This is a genomic window from Pseudomonas putida, from assembly GCA_041071465.1.
Classification (GTDB): domain Bacteria; phylum Pseudomonadota; class Gammaproteobacteria; order Pseudomonadales; family Pseudomonadaceae; genus Aquipseudomonas; species Aquipseudomonas putida_P.
This window is the reverse complement of sequence record CP163498.1, coordinates 1,196,885-1,213,043: the sequence shown is the minus strand read 5'-3', so window position 1 is coordinate 1,213,043 and position 16,159 is coordinate 1,196,885. Positions and strand designations below refer to the sequence as shown.

At 62.6% G+C, this 16,159-nt stretch carries 15 protein-coding genes and 1 pseudogene; 9 read left to right on the top strand and 7 right to left on the bottom strand.

Going from position 1 to position 16,159, the window contains the following annotated elements; all coding sequences use genetic code 11:
- Window positions 1-219 precede the first annotated feature (219 nt).
- The gene (locus tag AB5975_05640; protein XDR21370.1) at window positions 220-585 is read right to left on the bottom strand and encodes a PilZ domain-containing protein; all 366 of its coding nucleotides are present in this window, start codon (window positions 583-585) and stop codon (window positions 220-222) included.
- Window positions 586-762: 177 nt separating this feature from the next.
- On the opposite strand from AB5975_05640, the gene AB5975_05635 reads away from it, so the two are divergent.
- The 3 genes from AB5975_05635 to yjiA all read left to right on the top strand — a co-directional run bounded on the left by AB5975_05635 (window position 763) and on the right by yjiA (window position 4,100).
- Window positions 763-2,829 (top strand): carbon starvation CstA family protein, encoded by a 2,067-nt coding sequence (locus AB5975_05635; protein XDR21369.1) that lies wholly within the window; start codon window positions 763-765, stop codon window positions 2,827-2,829.
- 17 nt (window positions 2,830-2,846) lie between these two features.
- Entirely contained in the window at window positions 2,847-3,044 is a 198-nt protein-coding gene (locus tag AB5975_05630) for a YbdD/YjiX family protein (protein ID XDR21368.1), read from the top strand.
- 78 nt (window positions 3,045-3,122) lie between these two features.
- Window positions 3,123-4,100, top strand: a complete 978-nt coding sequence (gene yjiA / locus AB5975_05625; protein ID XDR21367.1) for a GTPase — start codon at window positions 3,123-3,125, stop codon at window positions 4,098-4,100.
- On the opposite strand, the gene AB5975_05620 is transcribed toward yjiA, so the two are convergent.
- Window positions 4,060-5,547, bottom strand: a complete 1,488-nt coding sequence (locus AB5975_05620; GenBank protein XDR21366.1) for a methylenetetrahydrofolate reductase C-terminal domain-containing protein — start codon at window positions 5,545-5,547, stop codon at window positions 4,060-4,062. The genes yjiA and AB5975_05620 overlap by 41 nt on opposite strands.
- Before the next feature lie 208 nt (window positions 5,548-5,755).
- On the opposite strand from AB5975_05620, the gene AB5975_05615 reads away from it, so the two are divergent.
- Window positions 5,756-6,556, top strand: coding sequence for a 5-methyltetrahydropteroyltriglutamate--homocysteine methyltransferase (locus AB5975_05615; protein XDR21365.1), 801 nt, complete (start codon window positions 5,756-5,758; stop codon window positions 6,554-6,556).
- A 67-nt stretch (window positions 6,557-6,623) separates the two neighbouring features.
- Window positions 6,624-7,343 carry an SDR family NAD(P)-dependent oxidoreductase gene (locus AB5975_05610; protein XDR21364.1) on the top strand — a complete coding sequence of 240 codons (720 nt, stop codon included), beginning with the start codon at window positions 6,624-6,626 and terminating at the stop codon, window positions 7,341-7,343.
- Window positions 7,344-7,427: 84 nt separating this feature from the next.
- On the opposite strand, the pseudogene AB5975_05605 reads toward AB5975_05610, so the two are convergent.
- Window positions 7,428-8,605: pseudogene (locus AB5975_05605) on the bottom strand (acetyl-CoA C-acetyltransferase).
- A 175-nt stretch (window positions 8,606-8,780) separates the two neighbouring features.
- Between AB5975_05605 and AB5975_05600 the strand changes: the two are divergent.
- Window positions 8,781-9,047, top strand: a complete 267-nt coding sequence (locus AB5975_05600; protein ID XDR21363.1) for a PepSY domain-containing protein — start codon at window positions 8,781-8,783, stop codon at window positions 9,045-9,047.
- Entirely contained in the window at window positions 9,044-9,577 is a 534-nt protein-coding gene (locus tag AB5975_05595) for a cytochrome b/b6 domain-containing protein (GenBank protein ID XDR21362.1), read from the top strand. The genes AB5975_05600 and AB5975_05595 overlap by 4 nt, the downstream gene beginning before the upstream one ends.
- 21 nt (window positions 9,578-9,598) lie before the next feature.
- On the opposite strand, the gene AB5975_05590 is transcribed toward AB5975_05595, so the two are convergent.
- From AB5975_05590 to AB5975_05575, 4 genes are read right to left on the bottom strand one after another with little or no spacing between them, the layout of a single operon-like run.
- The gene (locus tag AB5975_05590) at window positions 9,599-10,708 is read right to left on the bottom strand and encodes an agmatine/peptidylarginine deiminase (protein XDR21361.1); all 1,110 of its coding nucleotides are present in this window, start codon (window positions 10,706-10,708) and stop codon (window positions 9,599-9,601) included.
- 3 nt (window positions 10,709-10,711) lie between these two features.
- Window positions 10,712-11,797, bottom strand: a complete 1,086-nt coding sequence (locus tag AB5975_05585; GenBank protein ID XDR21360.1) for an extracellular solute-binding protein — start codon at window positions 11,795-11,797, stop codon at window positions 10,712-10,714.
- Between the two features lie 2 nt (window positions 11,798-11,799).
- Window positions 11,800-12,696, bottom strand: a complete 897-nt coding sequence (aguB, locus tag AB5975_05580; protein ID XDR21359.1) for an N-carbamoylputrescine amidase — start codon at window positions 12,694-12,696, stop codon at window positions 11,800-11,802.
- A complete protein-coding gene (locus AB5975_05575; GenBank protein XDR21358.1) occupies window positions 12,693-13,733 on the bottom strand; it encodes an agmatine/peptidylarginine deiminase in 1,041 nt (346 codons plus the stop codon). The genes aguB and AB5975_05575 overlap by 4 nt, the downstream gene beginning before the upstream one ends.
- Window positions 13,734-13,868: 135 nt before the next feature.
- Between AB5975_05575 and AB5975_05570 the strand changes: the two genes are divergently transcribed.
- Together AB5975_05570 and fabV are read left to right on the top strand one after the other, a co-directional pair.
- Window positions 13,869-14,723, top strand: a complete 855-nt coding sequence (locus AB5975_05570; GenBank protein ID XDR21357.1) for a LysR substrate-binding domain-containing protein — start codon at window positions 13,869-13,871, stop codon at window positions 14,721-14,723.
- 147 nt (window positions 14,724-14,870) lie between these two features.
- Window positions 14,871-16,082: an enoyl-ACP reductase FabV gene (gene fabV, locus AB5975_05565; protein XDR21356.1), complete on the top strand. Its 1,212-nt coding sequence runs from the start codon at window positions 14,871-14,873 to the stop codon at window positions 16,080-16,082.
- Window positions 16,083-16,159: the final 77 nt, after the last annotated feature.

Sequence of the window (16,159 nt, the reverse complement as noted above, 5' to 3'; positions counted from 1 at the left end):
TACCTCAAATGATTGCCACAAGAATTGTATACAATATTTTGATCGGAGCGCGCACAGATACGACCGCATGGGGTGCTAAATCCCAATGCAGAAGGCGTACCAACTTGTCAGAAGCTGTATTGGAAAGCTGTGTACAAAGTTCTGCTACCCAGGCTTAAAGCTGTCTGGGTAGACAGGAAACACTCGGTGGGAATGATATTAGCTAGCTAAGAGATTTCATTATTCGATGAGTTCGCGCAGCTCGCGCATCATTTCGGTGCTGTCGGCCACGTTCAATTCCACAAGACGGTGCAAATGGCTCATCGAATCGATGTCGATGTACAGGCAGATGAAGCCCAGCCGGCTCGGTTCTTCGTGGCGCAGTTCGACCTGCATCTGCACCTCGGTCACTTCGTCGTTGAGCACGATGTAGGCTTCGAAATCCTGGCTCAGGTCGGGATCCCAGGTTTTCGGGCTTTCGACCAGCAGGCCTTTGAGGGACAGGTCGAGCAGTTTCACCTCCCAGCAACGTTCGCCCTGGCAAAGCCTGGTCGGGGCGTCGAACTGGATACGCTGGAAACGGCGGCGTTCGTCGTGATCGCTCATGGCATGGATCCTTGGGTAGGTCCTAAGGTGACATCCTGACTATAGTTAGAATGTTATGTGCATCAGGTACCGCAATCTGGCCGCAGAGGCTCTAGACCAAAGCAAGTGTGGCAATGCGCGATGACTCGCCCTAGACTCGGTGGGCGGTCTTTCCAATCCACCAGCTGGAAGCTAACCATGAACAACAATAATAGCCTGCTACGCCACATTCCGTGGTTGGCGCTGGCAGTCATAGGGGCCTGCGCGCTGGGTGTGGTTGCCCTGCGTCGCGGCGAGGCAATCAACGCCTTGTGGATCGTGGTCGCGGCGGTGGCCATTTACCTGGTTGCCTACCGTTACTACAGCTTGTTCATCGCCACCAAGGTGATGCAACTCGACCCTCGCCGTGCCACCCCGGCGGTGCTCAACAACGACGGTCTGGACTACGTTCCGACCAACAAACACATTCTTTTCGGTCACCACTTCGCCGCCATCGCGGGCGCAGGCCCCTTGGTCGGCCCGGTACTTGCCGCGCAAATGGGCTACTTGCCCGGCACGTTGTGGCTGATTGCCGGCGTGGTGCTGGCCGGTGCGGTGCAGGACTTCATGGTCCTGTTCATGTCTACCCGCCGCAATGGTCGCTCGCTGGGCGACATGGTGCGCGAGGAGATGGGCCGCATTCCGGGGACCATCGCCCTGTTCGGCTGCTTCCTGATCATGATCATCATCCTCGCGGTGTTGGCGTTGATCGTGGTCAAGGCCCTCGCCGAAAGCCCGTGGGGCATGTTCACGGTGATGGCGACCATCCCGATCGCGATGTTCATGGGCATCTACATGCGCTACATCCGCCCGGGCCGCATTGGCGAGATCTCGGTGGTTGGCGTAGTGCTGCTGCTGGCGTCTATCTGGCTGGGCGGCGTGATCGCTGCGGACCCGGTATGGGGCCCGGCGTTCACCTTCACCGGGGTGCAGATCACCTGGATGCTGGTGGGCTACGGCTTTGTCGCCGCCGTGCTGCCGGTCTGGCTGGTGCTGGCACCACGTGACTACCTGTCGACCTTCCTCAAGATCGGCACCATCGTGGGCCTGGCCATCGGTATCCTGATCATTGCCCCCGAGCTGAAAATGCCGGCGCTGACCCAGTTCACCGACGGCACGGGCCCTGTGTGGAAGGGCACCCTGTTCCCGTTCCTGTTCATCACCATTGCCTGTGGTGCGGTGTCCGGCTTCCACGCGCTGATTTCCTCGGGGACCACCCCCAAGCTGCTGGATAACGAAACCAACGCCCGCTACATCGGCTACGGTGGCATGCTGATGGAATCGTTCGTCGCCATCATGGCCATGGTCGCCGCTTCGGTGATCGAGCCTGGCGTGTACTTCGCCATGAACAGCCCGGCTGCCGTGGTCGGTGCAGACGTAGCGTCGGTGGCGCAGACAGTCAGCAGCTGGGGCTTCCTGATTACACCCGAGCAGCTTGAAGCCGTCGCCCGTGACATCGGCGAGCACACCATCCTGGCCCGTGCTGGGGGTGCGCCTACCCTGGCGGTCGGTATCGCGCAGATCCTGCACCAGGTGTTGCCAGGTGAAAACACCATGGCCTTCTGGTACCACTTCGCGATCCTGTTCGAGGCGCTGTTCATCCTCACCGCAGTGGACGCCGGTACCCGAGCCGGGCGCTTCATGCTGCAGGACCTGCTGGGCAGCTTCGTGCCAGCACTCAAACGCACTGAATCGTGGGGTGCCAACCTGCTCGCCACCGCTGGCTGCGTGGCACTCTGGGGCTACCTGCTTTACCAGGGCGTGATCGACCCGCTGGGCGGCATCAACACCCTGTGGCCGCTGTTTGGCATCTCCAACCAGATGCTGGCCGGTATCGCCTTGATGCTCGGTACCGTGGTGCTGATCAAGATGAAGCGTCAGCGCTACATCTGGGTCACCCTGCTGCCGGCCGTCTGGCTGCTGATCTGCACCACTGCTGCTGGCCTGATCAAGCTGTTCGATCCGAACCCGGCGGTTGGCTTCCTGGCCCTGGCCAAGAAGTACAGCACCGCGCTGGACGCAGGCCAAGTGCTGGCCCCGGCCAAGGACATCGGGCAGATGCAGCACGTGATCTTCAACGCCTACACCAACGCGGGCCTGACGATTCTGTTCCTGCTGGTGGTCTTCAGCATCCTGTTCTTCGCCATCAAGGTCGGCTACGCCGCCCTGGGCCGCAAGGAGCGCACCGACAAGGAAACCCCGTTCCAGGCGTTGCCTGACGCGTAATCGAGAGGACTGCAGTTATGTTCAACGACTTGGGTCGACTGGGAAAATACCTGGGGCAGGCAGCCCGCCTGATGGTCGGCATGCCCGACTACGACAACTATGTCGAGCACATGCAGAAGACGCACCCGGACAAGCCGGTGATGAGCTACGAAGCGTTCTTCCGCGAACGGCAAGAAGCGCGTTACGGCGGCAAGTCCGGGCCCAAGTGCTGTTGAGCCTGCGACACGTGTGAACCTGTGGGAGCCTGGGTAACCGGCTCCCACAGTCATTTTCAGATTCAGGAGACTTTCTGCGTGCAGACGCCTATTCCCGTAACCGTCCTCACGGGCTTCCTCGGTGCCGGCAAGACCACCTTGCTCAAGCACATGCTCAAGGCCGAGCACGGCCTGAAGCTCGCGGTGATCGAAAACGAATTCAGTGAGGCCGGCATTGACAGCCAATTGCTGGGCGACCAGCCGGTGCAGGTGATGACCCTGGCCAACGGTTGTGTGTGTTGCAGCATCCATGGCGACCTGACCCGCGCCCTGTACCTGCTGCTCGAGCGCCTGGATGCCGGGGAAATCGCCTTCGACCGCCTGGTGATCGAATGCACCGGCCTGGCCGACCCGGCGCCGGTAGCGCAAACCTTCTTCATCGACGAGGAACTGCGTGAGCGCTACATCCTCGACGGCATCATCACCCTGGTCGATGCCGCGCATGCCGAACTGCACCTGACCCAGACCATCGCTCAGGCCCAGGTCGGCTTTGCCGATCGCTTGCTGCTGAGCAAGACAGACTTGGTCGAGCCGGCTGCGGTAGACGCGCTGCGCGAGCGCCTGGCCCGCATCAATGGTCGGGCCGCGATCCGGGTGGTTGAACACGGATGCATCGACCTGGCTGAACTACTGGATGTGCGAGGTTTCAACCTCAACCCTGACCTGGGTGCGAACTTGAAACTGACACTGCGCCCGGTGCTCAAACCCGCCACGCCGGACCGTATCTCCACGATGGTGCTGCGCACGGACACTGCGTTGGATATCGATCGCCTCAGCGGCTTCATGAACGAACTGCTGGAAACCCACGGCACACAACTGTTGCGCTACAAGGGCGTGCTGAACATTGCCGGCGAAGAGCGCAAGCTGGTATTCCAAGGTGTGCTCAAGCTCTATGGCTTCGATTGGGACGCCGAGTGGGGCGCTGGCGAAACGCGCGAGAGTGTGATGGTGTTCATCGCCGATGAATTACCCGAAGCTACGATTCGGGCTGGCTTCGAGGCGTTGGCTGCGGGCTGAGCCGCCGCGGCGTCTGCGCTGCGAACCACTGCGGCCAGGAGCTGCGGTGGCGGGTTTCGACCTCGATGCACGGGATCAGCCGCTCGGTCAGCACGGCAGTTTGCCGCACGGCTTTGGCGGTGCGGTACTTGACGCTGTGGATGCACTCGCGGTCGCCGAACTCGCAGCGGTTCAGGGCGGTTCCACCGCAGGGGCCATTGGCCAGGCCTTTGGGGCAGGTTTCTGGGCAGACGTACAAGGTATCTTCGAGGCGGCAGCGGCCACAGGTATCGCAACCCACCAGTGGCCGTTTCACAGCACGCTCCACCTTGTGCAGCACCAGTGCGCCAAGGCGCGTAGCCCATAGAGGCTGGCGCACCGCCCAGCCAAATGCCTTGCTCAGGCCGTTGCGGCGGCTGAACAGCAGTGAATGCATGCCGTGCATCAGGTGATAGCGCGCTTTCTCCTTGAACGTGGCATCGACCTGTGACTCGCCCTGGCGCCAGCTCGCCTGCGGCGGATGGAAGATCACTGCCGGCAGGCCGGGCATCTGCCAGCTGGCCTGCCAGGCGGGCGCCCATTGCTCCAGCGTGTGAACCCGGGTTTGCCAGTGCTCGATACGGGCTTCCAGGGCCAGCAACTGCTTGAGTTCGTGCACCCCTGAGAGGTGCACACCGGCGTAGCCCATCAGCTTTACACCGATGATCTGCAAGGCCAGGCGGTCAACACTGCGCGCCTGGGCAAATACCTTGGACAGCGCGGTCTCCGCTTCGAGCATGTCGCGCATGGACGGGGTGACGGTGACGCCGGCCACATGGTCGAGCATCGTCGCGCGCCCGTGGGTGAGGCTCATGAGGCAGGCCAGCATGGGCTTGGGCGTGGGCTGGCGGCGCATCCAAAGCATGGCTTCCTGGTGCTTGGCGGCATCAAAGCCCAGTTGCAGGGTGAAGAAGTCAGCCCCAGCCGCCAGCTTTTTCTCGGCCTTGAAATACTGGGCGCCGCCTTCTTCCTCGTGGTACTTGAACGGGTTCAGTGCCGCGCCCAGCAGCCAGTGCGGACAGGCTTGGCGGGCAATCTGCAGGGCGGCGACCGATTCCAGGTAGCGCACCGGGCGCAGGCCTGGTTCATGGCCGGGCAGGCGGTCGCCGGTAAGCAGCAACAGCTGATCGAGGCCTGCGGCGTCCATACGCTGCAGTTGCGCGAGCAGGTGATGGCGTTCGCGATCCTTGCCGGAAAAATGCGGCAGGGCAGGCACAGGGTTGGCGAACGAGGCGAGGGCGTCCAGCGGCGACATGTCCAGCGGGCTGCCGACGCGATCGCCGATGGCCACGGTCATCGGCCAGCCGCACAGGTGCGCACGGGCCAAGATCGCTTCCATGGCGGCGAAGCGTTCAGCCGAAGGCTTGGGGACGAATTCCATGACGCAGACGAAGTTCTTTTCGCGCAGCGCGGTTTTCAGCAGGCTCATGTGGCTGGGCACCCGGTGTGGTCAGGGTGGCATTGTGCGGCAGAAGGCGGGCGGGGTCATGTCCGAATGCGCAGGGTGATGCTCTGAATGAGACATCAGCATGATCATGAAGAAATCTTGGGTTCATCTCAAATTTAATGAGTTTGTCTCAAGCGTTTATCCGCCGGAAAATCCCTCTCATTCATTTATGCAGGTTAAGGGACAAAACATGGCACTGGCACACAACCTGGGCTTTCCACACATCAGCGGTGACCGCGAGGCGCGTGCCCGTCACTGGCAGGCTCAGCGTGATGCCGGCATCCAATTGCTGCCAGTGGGTGACTTTGCCTGGCATGATCAACCGTTCGACCTGAGCTGGGCGCAGCTTTTTGATGAAGTGGCACAAGCCAAGGCCTTGGGCCATGCGGTCAAGCCAGTGGTGATCGGCCCGTTGACTTATCTGTGGCAGGGCGAAAACAACGGCAGCATCGAAACGCTGGAACTGCTCGAGCGCCTGCTGCCGCTGTACGATCAGTACCTCAACCGCCTGGCTGCAATGGGCGTGGAGTGGGTGCAGATCGATGAACCGATTCTCGCCGAAGACCTGCCGCAGGACTGGAAAAACGCTTACGAGCGCGTCTACAACATTCTTCAGCGCGCGCCGCTGAAAAAGCTGATTGCCACCTACTACGGTGGCCTTGACGGCAACCTCGGCCTGGCCGTGAACCTGCCTGTCGATGGCCTGCATGTCGACCTGGTACAGGCACCCGAGCAGTACCAGACCCTTCTGGACCGCCTACCGACCTACAAGGTGTTGTCGCTGGGCCTGGTCGACGGCCGCACTGCAGCTGCTTGCGACTTGGGAGAAACCCTGGGCCTGCTGCACGATGCCCATGAGCGTCTGGGGGAGCGGCTATGGCTGGCGCCGGCCTGCTCGTTGTCGCGCAGCCCGGTGGAAGTGGCCGTGCAGAAGTGCCAGGAAGTGGCCGTGCTGGCAGCTGCGCTGGACGAAAACCGAGCTGCGGCTTGATCATCGCCACGGGCGCTTAAAACCCCCTAGAATGCCGACTCCGATCAAATCGACAGGGAGTGATGCGATGCGTGTTCTGGTAGTCGGCGCCAGTAAAGGCCTGGGCAAGGCTTTCATGGAAGGGTTGGGCAAACCCGGCGATACGTTGATTGGGGTGTCGCGCAGCAAACCCGCGGCAGTGAATGTCGGCAAGGGTATTGACGCCCAGTGGATCGAGGCCGATCTAGGCCAGCCTGCCGCTGCAGTAGAGTCGATAGCCCGAGCGCTGGCTGAGGGTGGCGTGGATACGCTGATCTATAACCTCGGCCTGTGGGAGGCCGAAGCGTTCGAAGACCACTACAGCTTCCTTGATGACTGTGACGCAGCGCTGCAGCGCATGGTCGACTGCAACATCACCGCCACCATCCTGCTGGTCAAACGGCTGCTGCCGCTGCTGCTCGAAAGCGAAAAACCACGGATCATCCTGACCGGTTCCACTTCCGGCCTGCCCCAAAGCGGTCGCCCAGAAGTGACCTTCGCTGCCTCCAAGTTCGGCCTGCGCGGCATCGCCGAAGCATTGCGTGAAGGCTATCGAGGGCAAGGCCTTGGGGTGACGTGCCTGAACCTTGGGTACCTCAATACCGAAGACGGCCTGGATGTGCCGGTGGAAGAGGCTGCCGCGCGTGGGGAAGGGGGGCTGATACCGCTGCACGATGTGGTGCTGATGGTGCGCACGCTGCTGGAGCTTTCGGCGGCCAGTTATGTGCGGGAGCTGACCTTGCCGGCGATTGCCGATGAGCGGTTCTGAAGCCTGAGAGTGGTGTTCAAGCAGGCCCGGCCTCTTCGCGGGTAACCCCGCGAAAGGGCCTAGCCTGTTCTACTCAATCTGAGATCAGCGCTCGATCGCCAGTGCCACACCTTGCCCACCGCCAATGCACAAGGTCGCCAGGCCTTTCTTGGCATCGCGCTTGATCATCTCGTGCAGCAAGGTCACCAGCACGCGGCACCCGGAAGCACCAATCGGGTGGCCCAGGGCAATCGCTCCGCCATTCACGTTGACCCGCGCGGCATCCCACTCCAGCGCCTTGCCCACGGCCAGCGCCTGTGCGGCAAAGGCTTCGTTGGCTTCGATCAGGTCCAGTTCGGCCAACTGCCAACCGGCTTTGTCCAGGCAACGCTGGGTCGCCGAAACCGGGCCGATACCCATGATCGCCGGGTCTACCCGGCACTGGCATAGGCGGCGACCTTCGCCAGCACTGGCAGGCCCAGGGCTTTGGCCTTGGCCGCGCTCATCAACAACACGGCGGCGGCGCCGTCATTCAGGCTGGAGGCATTGCCCGCAGTGACGCTGCCGTCCTTCTTGAAGGCCGGGCGCAGTTTGCCCAGGGACTCGGCGGTGGTGTCCGGGCGTGGCTGCTCGTCACGGGCGAAGACCTTGGGCTCGCCCTTTTTCTGTGGCAGCAGGATGGGGGTGATTTCCGCGTCGAATCGGCCGGCCTCGATCGCCGCCACCGCCTTGCGCTGCGATTCGGCGGCAAAGGCATCCTGCTGTTCGCGGGTGAGGCTGTACGTGTCCACCAGGTTCTCGGCAGTGATGCCCATGTGGTAGTCATTGAACGCATCCCACAGGCCATCGGTGATCATGCTGTCGATCAGTTGGCCATGGCCCATGCGCTGGCCAGTACGGGCCGAGGGCATCACGTAGGGAGCAAGGCTCATGTTCTCCTGGCCACCGGCAATCACCACCTCGGCGTCGCCGCAGCGGATGGCCTGGGTGGCCAGGTGCAGGGCCTTGAGGCCCGAGCCGCAGACCTTGTTCAGGGTCAGGGCCGGTACGCTGAAGGGCAGGCCGGCCTTGATCGCAGCCTGGCGCGCCGGGTTCTGCCCGGCGCCGGCGGTGAGCACCTGGCCGAGGATGACTTCGTCGACTTGCGCCGGGTCCAGCCCGGTCTGCTCCAGCAGCCGCTTGATCACGGCGGCGCCGAGGTCGACCGCAGGCACGGAGGCCAGGGCGCCCTGGAAGCTGCCAATGGCGGTACGGGTTGCGGCGACGATAACCACGTCGTTCATGTTGTTGTTCTCCGGGCAATAGGCGTAGTGCCACCAGCATCGGCGGGTTTGGCTTATTTGTTAAGTTTGTTTTTCTTTCGGAATGATATGAAAAACAAATCAATGGGCACTTGGCGTCCTCCCCAACTAAGCTGAATTTCGTGCTGTTTCACTCAACCCAATGGAGCCCATACCCATGCGCATCCTGATCGCACTGACCCTCCTGATCGGCAGCAGCACAGCATTCGCCGCCACCCAATGCACCACCGCGGATAAAAGCACCTGGCAAGACCAGGAAAAGTTCCAGGCCCAGCTCAAGGAGCAGGGCTACAAGATCAACAAGTTCAAGGTTACCAAGGGCAATTGCTACGAGATCTATGGGTTCGACAAGGACGGTCGCAAGGTCGAGATTTATCATGACCCGGTGACCGGCAAAGCGGTCAAGTCCGAGTACCACGATTGAACAGCGACGGCATGGTGCGGCTGTGGGATCCCCTCCTGCGGCTGTGCCACCTGTCGATCGCAGCGGTGTTCTTCGCCAACTACTTTTTCAACGAAGAGGGCGATGACTGGCACCAGTGGCTGGGCTACTACGCACTGGCGTGCGTCGTGGTGCGCGTGGTCTGGGGCTTTGTCGGGCCAGCCAGTGCGCGCTGGGCCGACTTCTGGCCAACCCCGGCACGCCTGGCCGGGCACGCGCGCAAGGTGCTGCGTGGGGAGCCTTGCCATCGTCTGGGGCACTCGCCGATTGGCGCCTTGGTGATGCTGTTGATGCTGGCGGGTATCGCTGGCCTGGGCCTGACTGGTTGGGCGTCGCAGGAAGTGGATGCACTGTGGGGCGCCGATTGGCCGACCGACCTGCACGGTTGGTTGGCCAATGCGGTGCTGGCGCTGGTGTGTGTGCATGTGCTGGCGGCCATCTACGAAAGCGTGCTGCTGCGCGAAAACTTGCCGTTGTCGATGATCACCGGGCGCCGGCGGCGTCGTGATTGAGGCCAGGCCAGGCAACCTCATTCAAACGGCCGGGCACTGATGGGTCACACAGTGAATCCCCCCACCTCCAGCCGCGATGGCATCGATGTCCAGTTGCACGATATCCCGCCCTGGATACAACGCCGCCAGCAGTGCTCGGGCCTTCTCATCCGCCTGCGCATCACCGAACTGCGGTGCGATGATCGCGCCGTTGATCACGAAGTAATTGATGTACCCCGCTGCAAAGTCGTCATTACCTTTGCTGAACTTGTTACGCCGCCCGCGCAGCGGCGGTGACACTACGTGAACCTGCAGTTTACGGCCTTCGGCATCGGTGGCCTGCTTCAGGATTTCCAGGTGTTTACGCGTCACGGCGTGGTCATAGGAGTCCGGGTCGTTGTCCAGGTTGGCAATCACCACACCCGGCCGCACGAAGCGGGCGTAGAAATCCACATGCCCATCAGTGATGTCTTCCCCGGCGATGCCCGGCAGCCAGATTATCTTGCTCAGGCCCAGCCGCGCCTTCAGCTCGGCCTCGACCTCGGCTTTGCTCCAGTCCGGGTTGCGGTTGGCATTGACCCAACTGCTCTCGGTCATGATGCCGGTGCCGTGCCCGTCCACCTCGATGGCGCCCCCTTCACCCACCAGCTCACTGCGCTGGTAGCGCGCGTTGGCCAGGGTGGCAACGCGTTTGGCCAGCTGGGCATCGTTACGGTGGCGCTGCTTGTTGCCCCAGCCATTGAAGTTGAAGTCCACCGCCGCCAGGGCGCCGTCATCGTCGACGACGAAATTGGCACCGATGTCGCGCATCCAGATGTCATCCAGTTGGCATTCGACAAAATGTGTGTTGTGGTGGCCACAGTGCTGCTCGGCCAGCTGGCGCTCGCTGGCGCGGCAGAACACGGTCACCGGCTGATAACGCGCGATGGCTTGGCTAATGCGACCGAGTGCGGCTTGCACGTCGGCGGTGAAGTCCTCCCAGATCGCATCCTGGGCGCCAAAGGCGATGAAGGCGCGCTGTTGCAATTCGCCCTCGTCAGGCATGAACCAGCGCCCCGGTTCTTCGGCACGGGCCAGCCCCAGGGGCAGGCCAAGGCCAGCGCCGAGGCCGGCGGCCAACGACAGTTGCAGGAAGGTTCTACGGCTTGGCATGGTTCAGTCCTGTGCAGTCTTGAAGCGCGTCCACACACGCATGCGTGCCCGCATGTCGGCCTGTGGAATATCCCGGCCCGGAATCAGCCGGGCATAGGTGGCTTCGTCGAGATAGATATCGGGGTTGTCGCGCATGCGTGGGTCCACCGCCTGGCGCGCTTTGGCGCTGGCCGTGGGGTAGCCGGTAAAGTTGCTGATGGCAGCCATGTTCGCCGGGCGCATGACGAAGTTGATGAAACGATAGGCGTATTCCGGGTGCCTGGCATCGGCCGGAATGGCCATGGTGTCCATCCACACCGTGGTGCCTTGGCGCGGTACGCGGTACTGGAAGTCGAGGTGCTTGCCAGCGGACTCGGCGGTACGCTGGGCCTGGATCACATCGCCGCTGTAGCCCAGTGAGAGGCACAAGTTCTCGTTGACCAATTCGGTCACCGGCTGGGACTGGAACTTGCGCACATACGGGCGTATCGCCTTGAGCAGTTCGCTGGCGGCGGCCAGGTCCTCACGCTTGGCACTGCGTGGTTCGCGGCCCAGGTAGTTGAGTACCACGGCCAGCACTTCATCGGGCGAGTCGATGACCGAGATACCACAGTCAGCGAACTTGGCCGCCAACTCCGGCTTGAACAGCAAGTCGAGGTTGTCCAGCGGTGCACCAGGCATGCGCTGGCGAACCTTGTCGGCGTTCACCGTCAGGCCGATGGTGCCCCAGGTGTAGGGCACCGTGGCCTGGCTGGCCTTGGGGTATTGGGCATGCAGCTTGCGCAGGCCGGGCTCGATATCGTCGAGCGCCTCCAGGCGGCTGTGGTCCAGTGGCTGCAGGCTGCCAGCGCGCATCAAACGCTCTGCAACGGTATCGCCGGGGAACACCAGGTCGTAACCACTGCGCCCGGACATCAGCTTGGCTTCGAGCACTTCACTGCCGTCCATCACGTCGTAGATCACCTGAATACCGGTTTCGGCCGTGAACTGCTTGAGGGTGTCCTCGGCAAAATAGTCGGCCCAGTTGTACAGGCGCAGCACCGGCTGTTCGGCCAGTGCCTGGCCAGCGCAGGCGGCCAGTGCCAATGCGGCTAGAACGTGGTGTTTCATGCTCAGGCCCTCAGGCTGTGTGGGTGTTTACCGTCCAGGGTCAGCAGCGTTGCGTACATTTCCGGGCGGCGATCACGGAAGATGCCCCAACTCAGGCGGTCTTCGCGCATGCCGGCCAAGTCCAGGTCATGCAGCCAGATGCCGCTGCTGTCGCGGTCGGCTTCGGCGAGCATGGCGCCCTTGTGGTCGCAGATGAACGATGAGCCATAGAAGCGCATGGCTAGCGCTGCATCGCTGGCGGCAACTTCCTCGCCCACGCGGTTGGCTGCCACCACCGGCAGCAGGTTGGCGGCGGCATGGCCGCGCATGGCGACCTGCCAATGGTCGCGAGAGTCCAGTTCGGCGCAGCCCGGCTCGGAGCCGATGGCGGTGGGGAACAGCAGCACCTCGGCGCCCATCAGGGCCAGGCAGCGAGCGGTTTCGGGGAACCACTGATCCCAGCAGATACCGATGCCCAAGCGCCCGAAGGCGGTATCCCAGACCTTGAAGCCGGTGTCGCCAGGGCTGAAGTATTCCTTCTCCTGGTAGCCGATGGCGTTGGGGATGTGGGTCTTGCGGTACACACCGAGCAGGCGGCCATCGGCGTCGGCCACGGTCAGCGAATTGAAGAAGGCATTGCCGGCGCGCTCGTACCAGCTCAGCGGCAGCACCACGCCCAGCTCGCCGGCCAGCGCGGCGAAGCGCTGCAGGATCGGGCTGTCGGGGTAGGGCTGGGCAAGGGCCTGGTGCTGGTGATCCTGCTCGATGCAGAAGTACGGGGTAGCGAACAACTCCTGCAGCAGGATCACCTGGGCGCCCTTGGCAGCGGCCTGGCGTACCAGTTGCTCGGCGCGGTCGAGGTTGTCGGGCAGGTTCCAACTGCACGGCATCTGCGTGGTGGCGATACGCAACTGGCTCATGGCTGTACCTCGGGCTGCTGCTGGGTGATGCAATGAATGCCGCCACCGCCGTAGGCGATGTGGTCAATGCGCACCGGCACGATCTCCCGGCCTGGGAAGGCGTGGCCCAGCTGCGCAGCGGCCTCCTGGTCGGCAGCGATGCCATAGGCCGGCATGATGATCGCGCCGTTGGCGATGTAGAAGTTGGTGTAGGACGCGCAGAACACCTCGGCATTCTGATCGACGGCGGCGCTGGCCTCGTACAGGTCGAGCAGTTCGAAATGGCGGCCTTGGGCGTCGGTGGCCAGTTCCAGGGCGCGGCGGTTTTCCCGCACCACCTCGGCGTACACCGAGTGTTGCTCATGGGTGGCGTCGACCAGCAGCACGCCTGGGCGGGCGAAGGCGCATACGCCATCGACGTGGCCGTCGGTCATGTCACCGGTGACGTACTGCGGGTCACCCGGCAGCCAGATGGTCTTGCTGATGCCCAGGTAGCGGGCGAAACAGGCCTCGAATTCAGCCTTGCTGATGCCTGGGTTACGGTTAGGGTTGAGCAGCACCGATTCGGTGGTGATCAGTGTGCCTTCGCCATCCACATGGATCGCCCCACCTTCGTTGCACAGGGACGTGCTGAAACCGTCCAGGCCCAGCTGGTCGAGCATGCGTCGGCCAAGGCTGCGGTCCAGGCTGTGGTGCGACTTGCCGCCCCAGGCATTGAAACGCCAGCTCAGGCCGGCCAGGCCATGCTGTGGGTGGCAGACGAAGCTTGGGCCGCTGTCACGGCACCAGCTGTCGTCCACGGCCAGTTCGATCAGCTCGATATCGGCGCCGCACAAGGCGCGGGCGCTGGCCATGGCGGAGGGGTCGACCACCATCTTTACCGGTTCGAAACGGGCGATGGCCGCTGCGACACGAGCGTAGTCCTGTTGTACATCGGCCAGGCGCACGTGCCAGCCGCTTTCCCATACGGCCTGGTTGTGTGGCCAGACCATCCAGGTTGCCGCGTGGCGGGCCCATTCGGCAGGCATACGCCAGCCGCTGTCGAGGGACAGGTGCATAGTGAACTCCGATCTATTAAGGATTTTTATCAACGAAGCCCGCCGTCGCGGGTGTTGGTGTCCATGCTATGGCTAGGCTTGGCTGGCGACAAACGATAGATTTAGCGCAAATCTGATTAGCGGGTCTTATCAATCATGCTCAAACACTGGCCACCCCTTAATGCCCTGCGCGGCTTCGAGGCCGCTGCGCGGCTAGGCAGCTTCCACAAGGCCGCCGAGGCGTTGAACCTGACCCAGTCGGCCATCAGCCAACAAATTCGCAGCCTGGAAACCTACCTGGAGCAGCCGCTGTTTCATCGCAGTGGCCGTAGCGTGAGCCTGACCGACGCCGGGCACGACCTGCTCAGCACCACGCAATCGCTGTTGCAGCACCTGGCCGTAGGCATTCGCCGGCTAGACCAGTACCGCAAGCCCAATCAGCTGGTGGTGAACACCAGCCCGGCTTTTGCCAGGCACTGGCTGCTGCCGCGGCTGGCGGACTTTCACCAGCGCTGTCCGCAGGTCGACTTGTGGTTGTTTACCAGTTTCGAGGTGCCGGACATGGCCACCGAGACCATCGACCTGGCTATCCGCGATGATCTCAGTGCCCAGGCTGAGTGCAGCTTCAGCGTGCTGCATCAGGACCAGCTGTACCCGGCTTGCCATCCTTCCCTGGCGACTGCAACCGCGCGTACGACCTTGCACGGCGAACGGGAGATGGACTGGAGCCATTGGCAACTGGAGGGCGGCGAGGATGTTGGGCAGCAGGGCAAGGGGCTGAATTTTTCCGACCCGGGGCTGTTGCTGGATGCGGCGAGCGAGGGGGTGGGGGTGGCGTTGGTCAGCCAGTTGCTGGCGCGTCGGGCCGTGCAAGAGGGGCGTTTGCAGGCGTTGTCGGCGCAGCGGGTGCGGGGGCCTGCGTGGGCTTGCCTGGTGCATCGGGAGAGTCAGGAGGATCCGCTGGCCCGGCAGTTTCTGGACTGGTTGAGAGCCGCGTTGGCCTTGGATTGATGCCGGCACGCAAGAACCTCGGTTTTGCATCCCCATGATCACCCCGTAATATGTGTCGGATAACCTGCGGGGGTAGTCTCACCCTCTGATCAATCGGAATCGCCCCAAGCGGCGCTTCCCCGGCATAAACCTGACGAGGTACAGACATTGGCCATCATTCATCCTAAGGTTCGCGGTTTCATCTGCACCACGACTCACCCGAAGGGCTGCGAGCTCAACGTCCGTGACCAGATCGAAGCCACCCGCAAGCTGGGCGTGCGCGAGGATGGCCCGAAGAAGGTCCTGGTCATTGGCGCTTCCAGCGGCTACGGCCTGGCAGCTCGCATCACCGCGGCGTTCGGCTTCAAGGCCGACACCCTGGGTGTGTTCTTCGAAAAGCCTGGCACTGAGACCAAGGCCGGCACCGCTGGCTGGTACAACTCTGCAGCCTTCGACAAGTTTGCCAAGGCCGAAGGCCTGTACAGCAAGTCGATCAACGGTGACGCCTTCTCTGACGAAGCCCGTGCCAAGGTCATCGAACTGATCAAGAACGAAATGGGTGGCAAGGTCGACCTGGTCATCTACTCGCTGGCATCGCCCGTGCGCAAGCTGCCGCAGACCGGTGAAGTGATTCGCTCGGCACTCAAGCCGATCGGCGAGCCGTACAAGTCGACCGCCATCGACACCAACAAGGACACCATCATCGAGGCCAGCATCGAGCCGGCCACCGAGCAGGAAATCGCCGACACCGTCACCGTCATGGGTGGCCAGGACTGGCAGCTGTGGATCGATGCCCTGGCAGGCGCCAACGTGCTGGCCGAAGGCGCTCGCACCGTGGCCTTCAGCTACATCGGCAGCGATATCACCTGGCCGATCTACTGGCACGGTGCCCTGGGCCAGGCCAAGCAGGACCTGGACGAAACCGCCCTGCGTCTGGACCAGAAACTGGCCGATGAAGTGAAAGGCGGCGCCAACGTGGCCGTGCTCAAGTCGGTGGTGACCCAGGCCAGCTCGGCCATCCCGGTGATGCCGCTGTACCTGTCGATGGTCTTCAAGATCATGCAGGAGAAAGGCATTCACGAAGGTACTCAGAACCAGCTCGACCGCATGTACCGCGACCGTATGTACCGTGCCGACGGTGCGCCGGCCGACGTTGACGAGAAGGGCCGTCTGCGCCTGGACGACTGGGAACTGCGCGACGACGTTCAGACCGCCTGCAAGGCCCTGTGGCCACAAGTGACCACCGAGAACCTGTTCGAGCTGACCGACTACGCCGGTTACAAGAAGCAGTTCCTCAACCTGTTCGGTTTCGAGCGCGCTGACGTCAACTACGACGAAGACGTGGCCACCGATGTCAAGTTCGACTGCATCGAGCTGTAACCGTAGTTAACCTGCACCGGCCCTTTTGCGGGTAAACCCGCGAAGAGGCCGGTACAGGCTATAAAATCTTTGCTAGC